The following is a 16,917-nucleotide window of genomic DNA, read 5'->3' as shown; positions in this document are numbered from 1 at the left end:
GGGTGTGATGACGACCAGCCGGTGCGGGAGGTTCAGGGCGGGGGCTCCTCCCAGGGGAATGGCTCGGCCAACTGGCCGTCCGGTCCGAGGACCGGCAGCGTGACGGGGCCGACGTCGTCCGGCTCTGCTGCGTAGGGAGTCCGGACCGAGCGCAGACCGCTGCGGCGGGCCAGCCGCCGCAGGACCTTGTGGTCGTGCTCGGTGAGGTAGACCCCGGATGTGGCGTCGTCGCCGTAGCGGTAGGTGTACTGGCCTGCGGTTTCGGAGCTGTAGCCCTCGGGGTTGCGGACTGCCCGGCCCGCCGCCTGGCACACGATCGTGACGACGGCGGGCGGGACGGTCGGGGTGAGCAGCGCAGGCGGCAGCTCGGCACGCACCAGGTTCGACGCGTCGACCAGCGCTGTCAGGGCGCGGGCTTCGGCGTCGGGACTGGTCAGGTTGATCCCCGGGCGGGCCTTGAGCTGGGCGAGGGTCGCCAGCGGGTCCGGCTCCGCGGCTTCGGTCACGCGGCGGGCGCGGTGGTGAATCGCACGGCGCGCTTGACCGAGCCGTCGTCCACGGTCGTGCCGGTGCCCGCCAGCGTCGAGACCACCGAACGGTCCTGCTGGAAACCCGGGTCGTAGTCGCGGATCAGCCGCATGGCGAACCCGCCGTAGGTCATCGCCTGCCCGAACGTCGCCCCGGCCGGCACTTCCAGCGCCCGAGTCACGAGCGGGAACGCGCTCGTGTGGTAGGCGACGCCGGAGCCGTCGGCCAGGTAGTTGCTGGGCAGGACGGTGAACCCGTAGAGGCGGCCGATGATCGCCTCGCGCAGAGCCTGCGGCGAACCCGAGGCGTCCACCCGGATCAGGCGTTCCTTCGGGTCGTTGAGCAGCATCGATTCCAGCTCGGACGACACGGCGAACCAACGCTGGTCGAACGGCACGCCCGCCTTGTTCAGCAGCGCACGGGCCCGAACCAGCTGAGTGTGCAGATCGGTGCCGTCAGCCTTGACGGCGATGGTCGAGGGAAGGGCGTTCATCTGCCCGGCGACCATCGTTTCGACACCGATGGCCACGCTCTTGGCCTGCGGGGTGGCGACCTGCTTCGTGAAGTCCTTGACCTGCAAGGTCAGCTGCTCGTCAGGGAGGTTGATTCCTTTGTACAGGTAGGTGTCCAGCTTGACGTCTACCGACTTCTCTTCGGCCTCGTCGATCACGATGGGCTTGTTCTCGGCCCGGTTGAACGTGCGGGCCGGGCCGACAACGGTGTCGGTGCGGACGGTGACGGTGTCGCCCTGCTTGCCGGTGAAGTCGGCTTCGGCGTCGCGCCACGTGGTTCCGGCCAGCACGGTCTGCTGGGTCAGGGCCGCGATCGAAGCGGACGCGATCTGCTTGGGGGTGAGGAACTTGTTGGCCATAGACGGGTGAGGTTCTCCAGAGGGTGACGGGTGGGCAGGTGGAGAGCGGGGCTACTTGCCCCAGACCAGGCGGCTGATCTGCTCGGGGGTGTCCTCGACCGGCTCGGCCGGAGCGCTGGCCGCCGGACGCAGCGCCTCCACCGGAGGCCGTCCGGCCGTGCTCCGGGCGGGCGGAGCGGCGGCGGTGACCAGGGCCGTGATGACCTCGGCCAGCGCGGCGGCATCGGCGGTCAGTTCCTCCGTGGTCGCGCCGGACAGCCGAGACGCGAGGGCATCGGGCAGCTTCGCCGCGCGGATGACGGTGAGCCGGGACAGGTCGAGTTCGGCGGCTTCGGCGCGCTGCTGCGCGGCGGCGGCCTGCTCGGTGAGCTGCTGGGCCTGCTCGCGCAGGGACACCAGCTCGGCGGGCTCGTCGGCCTGCTCGGCCGCCGGAGCCGGCTGGCCGACAACGGGTGTGTCAGGTGCAGCCGGAGCGGCGGGGTCGTCTGCGGGCTGGCCGGTCTCGGCCGAGGGAGCATCGGGCACTGCTGGCCTCCAAGAGGTCGGTGGGCACGGAATGGGGTGGAAGGCCACCCGCCCGGTTTCCTCATGCGCGACAGCGGGGAGAGGGCTGTTGTCGGGCTGTCGTGGGAATCCGGGCGGGCGGCCGGTCTGGGGCGCTTCAGCCGCGACGGGCGGCGGCGTGAGCGCGGCGGAAGGCGTTGCGGGCGTCCTTGCCGGACAGGCCTGCGGTGGAGGTCTCCCATAGCGCGGCGAAGCGCTGGGAGGGCTCGGGAAGTACGGCGGTGCGGAACACCGGCTCGGCCTGGCAGCCGCAGCCGTCGTGATACGGCTCGTCGGTGTCGCCTCGAGTACTGGCGGAGCCTTGGTTGAGGTAGACCGCACCTCGGCTGGCGAGCATCGCGCAGAACCAGCACGGGTCTGCGTCGGTGACGCGCAGCCACCCACTAGCGGCCGGGTCCGCGCGCAACGCGCTGTCGACGACGTCACGTCCGGCGGCCAGCGCGTGCCGGAAGCTGGCCGCCGCGACTCCGGGGCCGGCCTTGTCCAGGGCCCGCGCGGGGTCCCAGCCGCCGAGAATGAGCCGGGCGACCGCGCGTGTGCCGGTGACGCGCAGGGAGGTGAGCGCGCGGTTTCGCCACGGCGAGGAAGTGCCGGCCGCTGCGGGATGCGGCGAGACTGCCGCAGCCGCGGGGGCCTCGGCGCGGCGGAAGTCGCGGTAGTAGTTAGCGGCCAGCTCGGCGGAGTCGTCGCGGTACCGCGCCAACGCGGCCAACACGTGGCCGGTCCATGCGGGATCGGTCAGCCGCAGCGGGTCCAGCGCCTGCCAGATTCCCAGGACGTCAGCGACGACCCGCGCCGAGACGCGGCCCTGGGCCAGGCGGTGAGTGGTGCTGGCTGCGCGCCCGGCCGGGGTGCTGGCCACCGGGTCACCGCCCGGTCGGGTCGGTGGTGGCGCGGGCCAGGGAGTCGGCCAGCAGCGCGTGCCCGTCGAGGTTGGCGGGCATCTGCTCCCAGCGGCGCACATCCTGATCGGTGACGCCCGGCAGGCGCTCCCAGGTCGCGCGGGCCGGAACGTCGAGCATCTGCACGGCCTTGCCCCAAGCGTCGACCACGGCCGCCAGGGAACGGGTCGAGGTGTCGCGCCAGCGCACGACCGCCGTGGTGTCGAGCCAGCCAGCCTCATCCCCGGCGGCGAGGCAGGACAGCCGCAGCGTCTGCTGCCAGGACTCCCCGTAGGAGGTCTTCCGCTCGCCGACTCGGCGCTGTAGTCCGGCGTCGGCGGCGTCGATCGTGTCGGCGGCCAGGTTCGACAGCGACCCGTGCAGCGCCCACGCCGGTGTCTGGGTGATCGCGGCCAGGTGCCGGAGGATCTGTTCCAGTACGGCGACGTAGCCGGACATGTCGGTGGAGTCGAAGGTCCCGAATCGCGTCTCCGGCGAGTCGGAGTGCAGCAGCCGGTCCGGGCCGATCGGCGGTTCTTCGTCGTCGTCGAGCTCCAGCCCGGCGGCCCAGCGCTGCCGGTGGGCGCCGTGCTCGCCGGTCGTCATGAGCAGGAAGGTCTGGTAGTTGAGCCGGTCCTGAATGTCAAGGACCGGAGCGACGACTCCGGGACTGTCGGCGTCGAGGTCGTCTTCGTCGAGAAACCGGACGACCGGGCAGACGCCGAGGCCGTGTTCGGCGTGGTCGAGGTAGGCCGGGCCGTCGCCAGGGTCGTTCTCGGCGAGGGTGTAGACGGCCTGGTCGTCGAAGAGCCGGTAGACCTGGCGCGGCCCGTCCGGGGTCCAGGACGTTTTCCGCTGGAGGGCGTAGACCGGCCACGGATCTGCGTCGTCGGCATAGACGGCCGTCATGTTGCGCGGGGAGACGCCCCGGATGACCGGGGCCGTGTCGCCGGGCAGCACAGTGGTGTAGGCCCAGCCGTATTTCAGCGTCGCCCGATGCACCGCGGCCTGGCGGCGCGCCAGGCCGTTCTGGTTCCAGTGCGACCAGCCCAGCGGCTCGTCCGCCTGGTCGTCGCCGAGCGCACGGTAGCCGTCCACGAAGAGGTTCTGCGCCAAGAGCTGCATGAGGAGGCGGCACCAGTTTGTCCGGGACCGGTCGAGCAGCCAGCGGTACGCACGCCGCGCCGAGCGGGGTGCGAACGGCAGATCGTGGTCGCCCTGGACGTAGCGGTGAATGCGGTTGTTGCGGGCCTGGTCCGGCCAGACAGCTTCGATTCGGTGTGCAGTATCTGCAGCCTGAGAAGGGGGCAGCGTCATGCAGAAAGCTCCTCCCCGAGTTGGTAAGATGGCCTGTCTTGAAAAAACCTCACCAGAAGGTAAAAGGAGGCAATGTGGGCTACCTGGGGCTTGACTGGGGAAATGTGCCGTCTTGGTTTTCAGCCGCATCGTTTGGCGCGGCTGCGTATGTCATTGCCAGAGATAGGGGAAGCAAAAACCGAAATCAAGTGAACCAGGTCGGCGTATGGTTAGAAATTACACCCGAAAAGATGCGACTGAGTGACGACAGCTTGTCAGAAACATTTCGGATCACGATCCATGTCAAAAACTCTGGAGATTTGCCAGTTCGATACTTAGGGGCTCAGGTAGCAATGCAGATTAGCCGAAGCAATAAATTGAAGCCAGAAGAGATGCCAGGCGGTGCGGGCACTCGACGACGACGTCGCACGCTACATACGACCGAGGACATTTACGTCCATGATCGAAGCACTGTTCCGCCCGGGCGGGAAGTGGTTATCGTGAGCGACGTTGAAATCGAGTTCAAAACGAACCGAGAACTGAATTTGCTCGAAGTTCACGCGCTAATTGATCGGTATGACTTACTTGACAACTCCATGCGCAATTGGCGAATTTCAACTTATGAAAGCAGAGAAAATGGAAGGACGGCCACAGTTAAGAGAACGAGAAACATTTACGGAAGGTATTACTGGTTGCTTCGTTTTCCAAGATCACTGTGGTCGGTTTTTTATCGACGATTTGACGATGAATCTAAGTGAAGACGCGAAGCTTACCGGTGCGCTTGCGTCCGCGCTTGGCCCACTCCGGAGAGGCGAGCACCAGACGGCGAACATGCCGGGCACCAATTAGGCACACCGCGAGGTCGATCTTGTGCGGCGAGTCCCGCGCTTCCTTCCGGATCAGCACGCCGTAGCGGGTCGGCTGACGGCGGGCGTTGAGCACGTGCCGCTTGAGTCGGGGGTCGCCGTCGTGGGTCAGGGCCTTCTGCTTGATCTCCGCCAGTGTGCGACCCACGGCCGGAGTGAACTCGGGGACCTTGGCGCGCATGTCGAACGCGACGGCCGAGCGGCTGCGGCCGGTGGTTGCGTCGATCAGCAGCTGGTCCCCGAACTCGAACGCCCACGTGTCGACGTAGGACTCGAACTCGCGGACGTCGGCGAAGAACCCGACGACGTCGAACCGGTCGAACGCGGTGCGCACCGCCAGGTCGGCGGCCGCCCGGTCGACCTCCCAGCCGGCACCGGCGGGGCCTTCGGGCTTCTCCTGGCAGTGCAGGACGGCGGCGTGCCCGTCGGACATGCGCACCGCGACCAGGCCGGTGGCGTCGTCGTTCTTGGACCCGTCGAAGAACATGACCACCGTGTCGCCGTCGAGCAGCGGAGGCCGCTCGGGGTCGTGGCAGGCGCTCCACTCCGGATCGGTCGTCCACGCGGTAGCAGCTGAGGAACGCTGGTTGAAGAAGTACCGGCGCGACTCCTCCGGAGCCTTGGTCAGGTCCCAGAACTCGTTCTCGACGATGCCGGGTAAGTCCATCCAGTCGGCGGCCGGGCCGTAGACCTCCCGCAGCGCCGCCACCATCGCGTCCAGGTCCGTCAGGTCGACATCGGCCGGAGCTTCGCGGTGGTCCCACAGCAGCCGCGCCGAGCGGGTCCGGCCTTCCCGGATCGCCTTCGCCTGCTGGTCGAGGGCTTCCAGGGTCGAGTCCTCACCGGCCTGGTACATCGTGGACGTCAGCAGGCCCCAGGGCTGAGCGGCCTTGCGCTTGCGCAGGTTGCGGTCCACGGTCTTGAACATCCGCCGCAACTCGGGCGTGATGTACAGGTGCGGTTCGTCGAAGATCGCGAGCGATTCCTTGCCGCCGTCCTTCGCGGACGAGCTGGCGGTGGACGGGACGATCTCTCCGCCGCCGGGCAGCAGGACGCGGGTCAGCCCGGCGGCGTTCTTCGGCAGGTCTTCGCTGAGCGGGCCTTCGGTGAGGTTGAAGTGGATGACATCGAAGGTATTGCCGGTCTGGCTCTCTTCCGTTGCCAGACAACGGATGTAGGGGTAGACGAGCGGCTGGCCCATCGGCTCGCCGGGCTCGTAGGTGTAGGCGAAGTCCCGCCACTGGTAGGTCTCGCCGCCTTTGGCCCAGCCGCAGAAGCGGCACGGGCCGAACGCCTCGAACAGCCCGACGAACCCGGCGATCTCCGATTTGGCGCGGCCCTTTGCCCGGGAGAGCACGGCCCGGCTGTACTGGCGGCGGCCGTGCCCGTCGAGCGCGTAGGCGTCGACCAGGAACCCGGCGAACTCGTCGTCCAGGTCGACGTCATCCCCTTGGACGTCGCCGGGTCCGTGCACGGTGAAGTGCTCCGTCCACGCCGAGGCCAGCCAGCCGAGCGAGCGGCCCCGGTCGTGGCCGGGGGCGTAGATCAGCTCACGCGCCACCGGACAGCCTCCGGCGCCGCTCGTCGAGCCGGGTCACCGCCGCTGCGTCCGGGGCCGGCGGGGCGTCGCTCTCCCCGCCTGGGGTGGCGTAGCGGATGCGCAGCTTGAGCCGGTCTTCGTGGGTGAGCCCGAGCTTGGCCGCACGCAACCGCAGCTCGGCGGCGCGGTTGGCCTCGCCGCGCCAGAACGCGTCGACCAGGACAGCGGTTTCGATCGCGAACCGCCAGTCAGTGTCCGTCCACAGGCGACAGTGCGGCATCTGCCGGACCGCGTCCCACCAGGCGACCGTCTCGGGGTGCCACTTCTTGCGGCCGCTGCGCGGCAGCTCCGGCGACTCGCCGTCGAAAGGGACCGCCTCGACGGTGGTCCAGTCGTAAGCCTTCGGGTTGCGGTTGCGGGGATTGGCCGAGGGCGGCCGTCCGGTGATCGCCACGGCTCACCCCCTCGATTCAGCCGGGTGCGGCCGGGTACGGCTTCGCCAGCGGGATGATCTGGCGACGCATCGCGCGGTCGAGCGGATACAGGTAGCGGTGCTTCACCGTGCTCTCGACCACCCGGCGCACGTGCGGGTCGACGGTGCGCCGGACGAACTGCTCGGCGGTCTCTCCGGCCGGCCGATGGACCGCCATGTGGCGCAGAGTCCGGCCGTGCACGAGCTGCCCGTGAACGAGGTAGGACGCGTTCGTGGGGTTGGTGGTGCCGGTGTAGATCCAGTTCCCGGCCTGGTAAATGCCGCCTCGGTGGCCTTGCGCGGTGTCGGCGTAGGACACGATCAGCCGGAGGCCGGGGCAGGCGGCGCGGAGCTGGCGCAGGCTGGCGGCGACCATCTGGGTTACCGGGTGTTCGTGTGGGCGCAGCGCGACGCGCAGCAGCTCGACGCATTCAGTCTGGTCCAGGCCGTAAGGGCTGCCGAGCGCGGCCGTGGCGGAACGGCCGAACATCACGACACCGGTGAACTCACCGTGCTCCCAGACTCCGAACGGAGCGATCTTGCTGCGCGGCATCTTCTGCGAGTAGTGCCAGCGCAGCACGGCGTACTGCGCTGCGTGCCAGGAGCACGGAGCGACCAGCAGCGGGACGGCTGGGTCAGCGTGCGGTCCGCCGGGCGGAGGCAGTTCCGCGGCTCCGGCGGGCAAGGGTTCGGGCTGAGAACTGATCGAGGCGGGGCACGTGGGTGAGCGGGCGGAAGTCGGGTTCGCGGTCATCCTTGGTCCGAGGACGGAGTGAGGTGGCGGCCAGAGCGCGTCACCTCCTGGATAAGAGACGGGCGAGCACGATGCGGGAGTCAGATGCCCGGCTACAGCAGACGATGGACGAGTTTGGGTGTGGCCGACCACCTTGAGCGTTGGACAAGCAGGCGCTACTCGCGCATAGGGCTGGTGGGGTCGGACAGACGAGGTGGTTGCGGAATTGTCAAAAAATTCTCTGACCTGCGGCGTTACGGCAGTTGTCCACAGGTTTGCCCTCAGACCGCTTTGACAAGGGCTTGCGGCCAGGGGGACCATCTTTTTGGCCTCTTCGAGCATGGATCTTGATCTTTAAGGAGAGGTAGGTCCATGTCGGTGGGTGTGTGGCTCGCAGCTATCGCGTGCATTTTGGTCCTGACGGGTCTCGTGCTTGTGTCTGTCCTGCTTCTCAAGCTTGATGACCGCATGTGCCTTCGCCAGATCAAACTCGACGCTCGGGCGGGCCGATGGTTCGGCCTGACGTTTCAAGTTGAACGAGAACCGCACGGCGAGACCGTGTCTCAACCGAGCGAACCCGGCGGAAGCCTCGCACGTAAAAGTGCCGCCATCCCGGCACATGATTCAGACGGGAGCCTGCCCCCACCATCGCAGCCGGGACCGTGAAGTTCAACGGCGCTCTGAGGCCGGCCGCGGCGAAATTCGCCGGAGTTTCGTACAGACCGCGAGGTGCTATGCCTAACCGGTGCGGCGGCCGGGGCGGCAAGGGGTCACCCCCCAGGGGTGGCGGTGCGTGACGGACGTCGACCGCGCCGTGCGGACTCGCTGGTCACCGGTTCGGCCGTGGCGGCAGGCTCGACCTCGGCCGGGCCGGTCGGCTCGGTGATCTCCGGCTCGGCTGGATCGTCGGGCTCCGGGTCCGCGTCGGGTGCGGTGACGGCCAGTCCGGTGGACAGCAGCCACTCGGCGGCGGCCTGGTCCTGGTCTACGACGGTGCGGGCGGGGTGTCCGCCGAGGGAGCGCAGCAGCAGCACGCGCACGTGTTCACCTCTCGATCAGTCCGGGGTGCGGGTCAGCGGGGCGGCGGGCGGGCGGACGTCGGGCAGCAGCAGCCCGGCCGCCTTCGCGTCCGCTCTTGGTGGCGTGGCACGGCGCGCAAATCCCTTGCAGGTTCGCGTCCGAGTGGTTGTCACCGGGATTGACGTGGTCGACCTCGGTCGAGGACGCGAGCAGGCACACCTGGCAGACCGGATCGCGGCGCAGGATGCGGGCACGCCTGCGCGGCCAATCCCGAGGCAGGCGCGCGGCTCGGTCGCTGCCAGACCAGGCGGGCATGACTCACCGCCTCGACTCCGTTGGACGGGCCGCGCATGGCGCTGGTGAGGAAGGGCGGAATGGGAGAGCCCCGGCTACCGAGGGGGAGGTAGTAACCGGGGCTCTCAACCGAAACTGTAGCGGGTCGCCGTGCACGCACACGGGTCCAACATGATCAATCTAGCGTTCGGTCCTGGTCGGGCGCAACCGGGGTCCGTTCGCGGGCGGCGGTGACGTGCCGCAGCGCCGTGCGGTAGTTGACGCCGAGACGGCGTGCGATCTCCGGCGTGGACAGTGGTTCGCCGTTCTCGTCCCGCTCATTCAGCAGCTCGGCCACGCGCGCGGCCAGCTCGGCGCGCGGAACCTGCTCGGTCCGTCCGGCAGGACGTCCCCCGCCGCGCTTGCGGTCCGGGTCCGCCCGGCCGGCGCGGTAGGTCTCGATCGTGGCGCGGTACCAGAACGGCACCCCGCCGAACTCTTCGTCCGCTGCCGGGACCAGCGGACGTTCCCCGTCGGAACGGGTCTTCTGCCGCTCCATGCTTTCGTAGCGGCTCCAGGTGGCGGTGCTCATGCCCGCTTCCTGCGCGGCTTCGGGCCGGTCCAGCAGGTCGTGCGGGTCGCCGAGCGCGGGCAGCTCGGGCACCGGCTCACCGCGCGCGAAGGCGGCGGCCTGCTCGGCGTCCCAAAGCTTGCGGTGTGTCTTGCCGCGTTCGGGGTTGACCGGTGCCGGGTGCCCCGGCCGGTCCCAGGGAGCAGGGTTGGCGCGTCGCGCGGTGCGCAGGCTCATGCCGTGCAACGCGGCGACGTCGTCCTGAGTGATGAGCGTGCGCCCCGCCGGTATCACGTGCTCTCCGTTCCCTGCTCGGCCTGATCGTTCCGGCGTCGAGGGTAGTCCGCCGCCCCGGCTCCGAGTCGGAGCCGGGGCGGCGGGTCGGCTAGCTGGTGACGGCGGCACGGCTGGTCTTGCCGACCTTGGTCTGTCCGGTGTCGGCGTTGCGGCCGTCGCGGCGGCCCGCCTCGGCGCCGAGGACGTTGTGGCTGTCGTCGCGGCTGAACCCGAGTTCCGGGAACTTCTTGTCGAACGCCGCCTTGGTGCGCTCGGCGTCGGTGACCAGGACCAGTTCCCCGGCCTTGCCCTTGACCTTCTCGGCCATCGTGGCGCGGGACGCGGTGATCTTCTCGGCCACGCCTGTGCCGTAGGCGGGCAGGTAGGAGCGGAAGAAGACGCGGCGTTCGATGTTGGCGTTGGCGGCCGTGTCGAACTTGCCCTTGCGCTCGGCCATGTGCGCCTTGGCGGCGGCGATGCCCTGCGCTTCGGCCTGGATCAGGATCGAGGGCAGCAGCAGTTCCAGCGCCTTGAGCGTCGCGGCCGGGCCCATGATCAGCACCCACCGGGCGTTGCCGTTCATCTTGTTGCCCATCGTGCACACCGAGCAGCCGTGCGCCTCGGCCACCGCGTAGACCAGCGCGGCGCGGGCCTTGCCGTGCCAACCCTGTCCGGAAACCTCGAACTGGAGCAGCTTGATCGGCTCGGGCCGGGTGCCGTTGCGGTGGCGCAGGGTGGCCTGGTCGAGGTTGTGCTTGCCGATCAGCTCGGCCGCCTTCGCGGCGTAGGTCTGGGCTTCCTCGGGGGTGACGGCGGCGTCCTCGGCCTTGTCCAGCAGCTTGCGGACCCGGTCGGCGATGTTGGTGTTGTTGGCCATTGTGGTGGTTCCTTCCAGGTGATCACGGGGGGTTGTGGGTGTCGGGAGCGGGGTTCTAGTTCCGTTCCCGACATGAAGAATACTATCTGAACTTAGCGACACGGGGAAGGGGAAGAGGGGTGACCCGCCCCACGTTCTCGCCAGTGGGCGGGTCACCCCGATGTGCAGGTATCGATTTCGGGCTACTGCCAGTCGTCAGACTTCCCGGTCGACGGAGGCGGATTCTCCCTGTCGCGCTTGATAATCAGCGTGTACAGCTGGGTTGCACACATCTCCACGGCGACATGCGGAGGCAGCTCGAACACGTCGACCTCCAGTGGCCTGATGCCAGTTGCCAGACTCAGTCGCGCGTGCTGCGCGTAGGCGTGCGCCTTCGCGCCGGGACATGGTCCTTCGGTGCCGATTCGGCGACATTGCTTGCAGGGCTTGGTGTCGTCGGCCTGAACTGGCATCGTCCACAGTACGGATGGGACCGGCGGACTGGGTGGCGCAGGCAGGCTGTAGACCACCCATACCTGGTTCGGATGCGTGTGTCCATTGTGGTCAGTCATGAGGTATTGCTTCCCCTCGGGCTCGCGGCCCGGCTGCCGGGCAGCTCGCCTGGATCTCGCCGGGCAAGCTGGAAACGGGGTGGCGAAACGGTTTCCGTGCCGCCACCCCGCATGGGCAAGCGCCCGGCTATGGCGCGGAGATGATCTCCTGCGCCAAGATCAGCGTCTTGATCGTTCGCATGGCGCGCTTCCAGTCCATCCAGTCGGGAAGGTCGATCACGGCGACGTTGAGCGGGCCGCTCACGTCCAGCTCGGCCTGCTCGCGTTCCAACGCCACGTGCAGCTTGATGCCGGGACAGGTGGACTGCCTTCGCGCGAAGCAGTACACGCACGGCACGGCACCGGTGGTCAGGTCGGCCAGCAGGCGCACGATCGACAGCTCGCGCACGGGTTCCGCGTCGGCGGTCAGTCCGTGAAGTGCGCTGTTTGCAGGGTGGCACCCCAGGTGATCGGTGACCGCCGTGAAGCGGTACAGCACCCACCACTGAATCATGTTGTCTTGCAACGGTTTTCCTTCCGTTCGTGATCACGGTGTGTCGACGTTGGGAGCGGGGTTCTAGGTCCGTTCCCAACAAGAACAATACTATCTGAACTTAACGACAAAAAGAAGCGTGTACCAGCCGATGTGACCCGCCCCATATACTGGCGATGCCCTTCCGTTTGATCACGGTGGAGCACGCGGGACCGGCGGGTTCTAGCCACCCCTTGCGGGGCGGTCGCCGGTCCCGCACCCCATCAGCCGGCCAAGAGCGCGCCGCGGCGACGCTGCCAGGACGTCAACACGGCGTTGCGCTCGTAAAGCGGCCGCCGCCGGGAACCGTGGTTGGTCCAGCTGTCTTCACTGCGCCAGCGCCGCAGCGTCCCGGTCGGAACGTCCAGCCACGCCGAGAGCGCCGCGACGTCCGACACCGGTGTCCCCTGCGCGTCGCTCAGCTCATCCCAGCGGTTGCGCGGCCACTGCGTCCGGCACCTCGGGCAGGTGATCCGGTCGGCCTCGGCACGCACGAACAGCCGCGCCCCGCACGGCTGCCGGGACTCCTCGTTCGGCGTCGGGCATGTGCCGACCGGAACGCTGGACTCCGCCGTGCCGGTTGCCACGTGCACCGCCGCGAGCAGGTCGCGGACCTCCTCGGCGAAGTCGCCGACCCAGTACTGACGAGTGAGGTAGTCGAACCATTCGACCAGGAACGTGGCCTCGCCGTGCACCGTGCGGGCGCTAAGGCCGAGCTGTTCGGCGATCTCGTCCCGCAGCTGACCCAGCGGGCTGTCCAGCTTGCCCGCCCACGGCTGGTGAGCCGTGAAGTCCAGCCAGCCGACCAGCAGTTGCCCCTGGCGCCGCGCGCCCGGGTCGGGCACGCCCATGCCGGTGTCCTCGCGGATGTTGTCGGCCCAGCTCGTCAGGATCTCCAGCACCGAGTGCGGGTCGCCGTCGTCCTCAGCGCGGGTGCGGCGGTCGGTGAGGACCAGCACCATGTCCCGGGCTGGGGAACGCGAACCGTAGCCGGGCGAGACCCGGCCGGTGGACGGAGCTCCGCCGCCGGGCACGGCGGACCGGATGAGCTCGGGGTACAGCCGGGCGAGTTCCTGAATGTCGGCGCGCAGCTCGTCCGCGCACGGGTTGCACGTGCGGTAGCCCTGCTGTGCGCGGAACGGCACGCCGGAGCGGGTGCGGCAGCCCAGCAGGCACCAGACGTCGTGTTCCTCGGCCTGGCGGGTGTGCGTCGTCATCGTGTGTTCTCCTGATCCTGGGTGGCCGCCTGACGGGCGAGCTGCGCGCGAGCGCGCTCGAGGCGGGACGGATGCATCCGGGTGGTCTTGTCGCGCGGCTCCCGGACACCGGCGCGGTTGCGCGAGAGCGGTCCGCACACGGCCCACGCCTTGGCCTTGCAGAACGGACACTCGACACTGCGGGCGAGGTCGTGATCGGCGTTGCGCTGCCAGCCCATCCGCTCATAGGCGGCGCGGATGCCGCGCATCCCCGCCTGCCGGTGGTAGTCCCGGTCACTCGCGACTTGACCGCCGCGCCGCTGCTGCGGCGCCGCAGCCGGGGAAAAGGCCGGCACCGGCGAGGCGGCTTCCGCGTCCCGGTCCCGCGCGGCGTCACAGCTCCCGGCGACGTCGGACGGAGTGGCCCGGCGGGCGCCGGTTCCCATCGCGGTCATGGCCGCGTGGCACTCGGCCACGCTGTACCCGGCCAGGCCCGACAGCCAGGTGGTCACCAGGTCTTCGGTCACGCGTGCGTCGGTGTGGCGCATCAGCAGGCCGCGCACGTCGCTGCGGCTCATCACGGCGTAGAGCGTGCTCATCAGGCTGCCCGTCCGTCTGCGGCCGAGGTCAGCGCGGCATCCAGGATGGCGCTGAGCTGGTCGGCGTCGGCGTGTTCCGGCCGGGCCTGCCGCACGGCCAGCCCGACGCCGCGCTGTTCGTCCTCGGCGATCGCGGAGGCGCGCAGACCTTCGAAACGCTCGACCATCTCGGCGTCCTGAGCCCTCTTTTTCGGGTCGGTACCCGCGACGCGGGCCGCGCGCATCCGCTCGCCGACCAGCGTCGGCACGAAGCTCACCGGCAGCGTCTTGGTCGACCAGGCCGCCAGCCCGGAGCCCACCACGGCCCCGGAGATGCCCTCCCGCAGCAGCGGGATCACCTCGGCCACCAGCTGCGCCCGCACCCGGGCGGGCACCGACTCGGCGTAGAACGCCACCAGACGCTCGGCCTCCGCGCGGCAAGCCTGCCGCACCGAGCCGTCGTGACCGGCCTCACCTTGCGCGCCCTCCGGCCGGCTGGCAGAACGTGCGACGCGCGCCACGGGCGCAGGCGCGGGGGACCCCACTTTCTTGCTACGCAGCGGAAGAGAGGGTTCTCCAGGCTCCTGCTCCCCACTCCCTTCTCCCTGGGGGTTCGGTGAAGGGATCGCCGAAGGGTTCGCCGAAGCCTTAGCGGGCTCGGCGGGAGGTCGCGCCGGGGCCGGTGGCCGGGCCGAACCGCGGACGCTCATCGCCGCCTTGACCTCCGGCGGCGGTGCGTGCGCTCCGGCCTCCAACGCCTCGGCGGCCACGATCGGCGCGGGCCCGGTGACCTCGACCGGCAGACGGCGCAGCTCGGCCGCCAGCGCGGCGCGCAGGATCGGCGACTCGATCTCGAAGGCGACGCGCAGAGCGCCGCGCAGGACGTTGGGCTGCTTGTACAGCTCGTCGTTGCGAATGAAGGACCGCACGAGAAGTTCCTCGGTGTCCTGGTCGATCACCACGAACCGCGCGGCGTCCAGCTCGGAGAGCGCCGCGCGTATCTCGGCCAGGTCCAGGTCCGGGTGCGGGCGGGACCAGCGTTTCACCGCTAGGTCGAGCACGCCCGCGTAGGTCAGTCGAGCCTGGGAAAACAGCTGTACGTAAAGGAGTTTGGCGACTACGGAAAGGGCACGGAAGTCGTCGTCGTTCCAGATTTGCAGGTCGATGCGTGCGTGATCGCGCGCCACGATGTACACCCCATAAGCGGCAGATGTGGGCATGGGAAGCTGCCCGCCGAGAGGCAGCTCGGCGGGCAGCAGGAAGGTGGAGCAGCTAGGACGCGGCTGATTCGGCGGCGGCCCGGAGGTCGGCGAGCGCGGCGGTGTCCAGCGCGTAGACCGGCTGGAGTTTGCCGCCGTTGCGTCCGGCGGTGTCGGTGCTGCGCACGTACCGGCCGGTGGTCACCAGCAGTCCGGCCGCGCGCAGACGGTTGACCGTCGCGCCGACCAGCTGCGGTTGCACCCACGCGGACAGCAGAGGCCGCCAGCGATTCGCGGTGGTCTCCCGCAGCGGATCGGCCAGCGCGTCACCGACGACAACCGAGACGATTGCCAGCACCTGCGCGTCATTGCGAGGCTCGGACGTCAGCAGCGCCGCGACTGTGGCCGCCGTCTCCGCGTGGCCGGCACCCGGCGGACCGCTGGCCTGGGCGATCATTGCCCTGGCCAGCGAAACCAGCTCGTCGAACGGGGTCACGCCGCGCCGAGTAGCCGGAACGTCCAGACCTCGGAGATGTCGGCGCACTCCTTGGCGATCTCGGGGTATCGCTCCTTCAGTGTGTTCTGGTCCAGGCCGATGCGTAGCGCGCTGTCGAAGCTGACGACAGGCACGCCCGCGACGGTTCCGACCGTCGCGCCCATCGCCACGAGCGCGGCCTTGATCACCGCCTCGTGTTCCTTGCGCTCCTTGGACAGCCGGGTCTGTTTGACCTTGATCCGGCGCAGCGAGGCGATCAGGTGGGCGAACGAATCCACCGGCCTTGCAGTGGACTGGGCCTCCGCGTCAATCGTGCGTTCGGGTGTGTTGTGCTTCACCGAAGTAACTCCCTGGAACGGTAACGCGCGTACAAGACCTCACGATGGATGATCTTGGGAGCGCATCTCCACGGCGAGGCCGTTCGGTCGGAACGGTCGCACGCGGAGGTCACAAGTTAATGGCTGTAAACATTTTCTAGTCGAGCGTTTGTGCTGGCTGGCAGCGTGGTGTGAGCCGACTTTATCCAGGTCGGTTGATCGTCTGTCAACACAGAAACGAGAAGTCCGATGGAAACTGTTTACGGGCGTAAGCAAGAGGGGGAACCGGTGGCCGGAGAGGGGGCCGTGTCGTTCGCGGAGGCGTTGAGCTTCCTGTACGACCAGCGACTGCGCGACGACGGAAAGCCATACAGCGACCGCGATGTGGCGGACGCCTTGGAGGCGTCCGGCGTGGACGCTTCGCACTCGTACTTGTGGATGCTGCGCAAGGGGCGCAAGGACAATCCGCGTACCAACGTCGTGGTGGGACTGGCGGCGTTTTTCGTTGTACCCGCAGGGTTCTTTCTCGACCGTCCGGTGTATGACGCGTGGCGCAAGCGAATCAAGGCTGGCGCAGGTCTCCCGATACCTCGGGGGCCACAGTCGGTGATGCGGCGCAGCTTCGATGGCATGTCCGACCGGAGTCAGCAACTGCTTGCAGCTCTCGCCGCGCATGTGAGCGCGCTGGAGGGAGAGGACAGCGCGGAGACCGAACATGGCTGAGCGCCGCGCCCGGCGATGTCTTCTCAGGCTGTTCGAGCGTTCGCGACACGTCGACCCGCTTGGCGGCAGTGCCCCTGTGACGCAGGTCGACGCCGTCCGCGAGCTCGTCGACGCACTCGACCTGTCCGCAACCATCGAACTTGAAGCCTTGGCGGCGAAGCTGTCCCGGTTCCGGGGGCGACCGATCAAGGTCATGCCGTACCCGGACGCGGTTGTCGCCGAGTTCCGTCAGGCGGATGACTCGCTGCCCTACGGCGTGTGGATCAACAGTCAGGTAGCGGACTACGTCTTCTACCGGACCGACACCACGCCGTCCCACCAGCGGCACATCATCCTGCACGAGCTCGGCCACATCTCGTGTCGTCACGTCGGCGAGCAGATCGGTCGCCCTGCGGTCGGCGGCAGCGAGCTGGGGCAGGCCGACGTCGTCAGCGCCGTGAAACGCGCAGGGGGTTTCGCCGAAGACCAGGAGCAGGCCGCCGAGAGTTTCGCCTACCTGGTCGAGCGCCAGACCCGCCCCAACCTCAGTGCAACCGGCGAGACGCCGGCCGCCCGCTACCGTGTCCTGGAGGACTGAG

Annotated in this window: 21 protein-coding genes; 3 read left to right on the top strand and 18 right to left on the bottom strand. The window is 68.8% G+C overall.

Annotation, left to right across the window (positions count from 1 at the left end; translation table 11 throughout):
- Positions 1-32: 32 nt before the first annotated feature.
- From OG439_RS16580 to OG439_RS16560, 5 genes are all read right to left on the bottom strand, one after another.
- Positions 33-506 carry a hypothetical protein gene (locus OG439_RS16580; RefSeq protein WP_326950255.1) on the bottom strand — a complete coding sequence of 158 codons (474 nt, stop codon included), beginning with the start codon at positions 504-506 and terminating at the stop codon, positions 33-35.
- Positions 503-1,399: a hypothetical protein gene (locus OG439_RS16575; RefSeq protein WP_326950254.1), complete on the bottom strand. Its 897-nt coding sequence runs from the start codon at positions 1,397-1,399 to the stop codon at positions 503-505. Before OG439_RS16575 ends, OG439_RS16580 begins: the two co-directional genes overlap by 4 nt.
- 51 nt (positions 1,400-1,450) lie before the next feature.
- Positions 1,451-1,924, bottom strand: coding sequence for a hypothetical protein (locus tag OG439_RS16570; protein ID WP_326950253.1), 474 nt, complete (start codon positions 1,922-1,924; stop codon positions 1,451-1,453).
- A 136-nt stretch (positions 1,925-2,060) separates the two neighbouring features.
- Entirely contained in the window at positions 2,061-2,825 is a 765-nt protein-coding gene (locus tag OG439_RS16565; protein WP_326950252.1) for a VG15 protein, read from the bottom strand.
- Between the two features lie 4 nt (positions 2,826-2,829).
- Positions 2,830-4,161, bottom strand: coding sequence for a phage portal protein (locus OG439_RS16560; RefSeq protein WP_326950251.1), 1,332 nt, complete (start codon positions 4,159-4,161; stop codon positions 2,830-2,832).
- Positions 4,162-4,235: 74 nt separating this feature from the next.
- Here OG439_RS16560 and OG439_RS16555 point away from each other — a divergent pair, with 74 nt between their 5' ends.
- The gene (locus OG439_RS16555) at positions 4,236-4,898 is read left to right on the top strand and encodes a hypothetical protein (RefSeq protein ID WP_326950250.1); all 663 of its coding nucleotides are present in this window, start codon (positions 4,236-4,238) and stop codon (positions 4,896-4,898) included.
- Here OG439_RS16555 and OG439_RS16550 read toward each other — a convergent pair.
- From OG439_RS16550 to OG439_RS16490, 13 genes are all read right to left on the bottom strand, one after another.
- Entirely contained in the window at positions 4,891-6,567 is a 1,677-nt protein-coding gene (locus OG439_RS16550; protein ID WP_326950249.1) for a Terminase, read from the bottom strand. The genes OG439_RS16555 and OG439_RS16550 overlap by 8 nt on opposite strands.
- Entirely contained in the window at positions 6,557-7,000 is a 444-nt protein-coding gene (locus OG439_RS16545) for a phage terminase small subunit (RefSeq protein WP_326950248.1), read from the bottom strand. The genes OG439_RS16550 and OG439_RS16545 overlap by 11 nt, the downstream gene beginning before the upstream one ends.
- Positions 7,001-7,016: 16 nt before the next feature.
- On the bottom strand, positions 7,017-7,772 hold the full coding sequence (locus OG439_RS16540; protein WP_442792311.1) for a Mom family adenine methylcarbamoylation protein: 756 nt from the start codon (positions 7,770-7,772) through the stop codon (positions 7,017-7,019).
- A 749-nt stretch (positions 7,773-8,521) separates the two neighbouring features.
- Positions 8,522-8,791, bottom strand: coding sequence for a hypothetical protein (locus OG439_RS16535; RefSeq protein WP_326950246.1), 270 nt, complete (start codon positions 8,789-8,791; stop codon positions 8,522-8,524).
- Between the two features lie 4 nt (positions 8,792-8,795).
- The gene (locus OG439_RS16530) at positions 8,796-9,086 is read right to left on the bottom strand and encodes an HNH endonuclease (protein WP_326950245.1); all 291 of its coding nucleotides are present in this window, start codon (positions 9,084-9,086) and stop codon (positions 8,796-8,798) included.
- 154 nt (positions 9,087-9,240) lie between these two features.
- A complete protein-coding gene (locus tag OG439_RS16525; RefSeq protein ID WP_326950244.1) occupies positions 9,241-9,909 on the bottom strand; it encodes a hypothetical protein in 669 nt (222 codons plus the stop codon).
- A 91-nt stretch (positions 9,910-10,000) separates the two neighbouring features.
- The gene (locus OG439_RS16520) at positions 10,001-10,768 is read right to left on the bottom strand and encodes a DUF2786 domain-containing protein (protein ID WP_326950243.1); all 768 of its coding nucleotides are present in this window, start codon (positions 10,766-10,768) and stop codon (positions 10,001-10,003) included.
- A gap of 678 nt (positions 10,769-11,446) precedes the next feature.
- Positions 11,447-11,824 carry a hypothetical protein gene (locus tag OG439_RS16515; protein ID WP_326950242.1) on the bottom strand — a complete coding sequence of 126 codons (378 nt, stop codon included), beginning with the start codon at positions 11,822-11,824 and terminating at the stop codon, positions 11,447-11,449.
- Between the two features lie 230 nt (positions 11,825-12,054).
- Positions 12,055-13,047 carry a hypothetical protein gene (locus OG439_RS16510; protein ID WP_326950241.1) on the bottom strand — a complete coding sequence of 331 codons (993 nt, stop codon included), beginning with the start codon at positions 13,045-13,047 and terminating at the stop codon, positions 12,055-12,057.
- Positions 13,044-13,625 (bottom strand): zinc finger domain-containing protein, encoded by a 582-nt coding sequence (locus OG439_RS16505; protein ID WP_326950240.1) that lies wholly within the window; start codon positions 13,623-13,625, stop codon positions 13,044-13,046. The genes OG439_RS16510 and OG439_RS16505 overlap by 4 nt, the downstream gene beginning before the upstream one ends.
- Positions 13,625-14,791 carry a hypothetical protein gene (locus OG439_RS16500; RefSeq protein ID WP_326950239.1) on the bottom strand — a complete coding sequence of 389 codons (1,167 nt, stop codon included), beginning with the start codon at positions 14,789-14,791 and terminating at the stop codon, positions 13,625-13,627. The genes OG439_RS16505 and OG439_RS16500 overlap by 1 nt, the downstream gene beginning before the upstream one ends.
- A gap of 85 nt (positions 14,792-14,876) precedes the next feature.
- A complete protein-coding gene (locus tag OG439_RS16495; RefSeq protein WP_326950238.1) occupies positions 14,877-15,299 on the bottom strand; it encodes a hypothetical protein in 423 nt (140 codons plus the stop codon).
- Positions 15,296-15,637: a hypothetical protein gene (locus OG439_RS16490; protein ID WP_326950237.1), complete on the bottom strand. Its 342-nt coding sequence runs from the start codon at positions 15,635-15,637 to the stop codon at positions 15,296-15,298. Before OG439_RS16490 ends, OG439_RS16495 begins: the two co-directional genes overlap by 4 nt.
- A gap of 228 nt (positions 15,638-15,865) precedes the next feature.
- Between OG439_RS16490 and OG439_RS16485 the strand changes: the two genes are divergently transcribed.
- Together OG439_RS16485 and OG439_RS16480 are read left to right on the top strand one after the other, a co-directional pair.
- Positions 15,866-16,339 carry a hypothetical protein gene (locus OG439_RS16485; RefSeq protein ID WP_326950236.1) on the top strand — a complete coding sequence of 158 codons (474 nt, stop codon included), beginning with the start codon at positions 15,866-15,868 and terminating at the stop codon, positions 16,337-16,339.
- On the top strand, positions 16,332-16,916 hold the full coding sequence (locus OG439_RS16480; protein WP_326950235.1) for a hypothetical protein: 585 nt from the start codon (positions 16,332-16,334) through the stop codon (positions 16,914-16,916). Before OG439_RS16485 ends, OG439_RS16480 begins: the two co-directional genes overlap by 8 nt.
- Position 16,917: the final 1 nt, after the last annotated feature.

Source organism: Amycolatopsis sp. NBC_01307, from assembly GCF_035975215.1.
Lineage (GTDB): Bacteria > Actinomycetota > Actinomycetes > Mycobacteriales > Pseudonocardiaceae > Amycolatopsis.
The sequence above is the reverse complement of the archived record's forward strand: the minus strand, read 5'-3'. Positions and strand labels throughout refer to the sequence as shown.

Coding starts and splice junctions, on each gene's coding strand:
- OG439_RS16520 (WP_326950243.1), bottom strand. CDS start 10,768: ATGGCCAACAACACCAACATCGCCGACCGGGTCCGCAAGCTGCTGGAC.
- OG439_RS16510 (WP_326950241.1), bottom strand. CDS start 13,047: ATGACGACGCACACCCGCCAGGCCGAGGAACACGACGTCTGGTGCCTG.
- OG439_RS16540 (WP_442792311.1), bottom strand. CDS start 7,772: ATGACCGCGAACCCGACTTCCGCCCGCTCACCCACGTGCCCCGCCTCG.
- OG439_RS16530 (WP_326950245.1), bottom strand. CDS start 9,086: ATGCCCGCCTGGTCTGGCAGCGACCGAGCCGCGCGCCTGCCTCGGGAT.
- OG439_RS16560 (WP_326950251.1), bottom strand. CDS start 4,161: ATGACGCTGCCCCCTTCTCAGGCTGCAGATACTGCACACCGAATCGAA.
- OG439_RS16505 (WP_326950240.1), bottom strand. CDS start 13,625: ATGAGCACGCTCTACGCCGTGATGAGCCGCAGCGACGTGCGCGGCCTG.
- OG439_RS16485 (WP_326950236.1), top strand. CDS start 15,866: ATGGAAACTGTTTACGGGCGTAAGCAAGAGGGGGAACCGGTGGCCGGA.
- OG439_RS16480 (WP_326950235.1), top strand. CDS start 16,332: ATGGCTGAGCGCCGCGCCCGGCGATGTCTTCTCAGGCTGTTCGAGCGT.
- OG439_RS16575 (WP_326950254.1), bottom strand. CDS start 1,399: ATGGCCAACAAGTTCCTCACCCCCAAGCAGATCGCGTCCGCTTCGATC.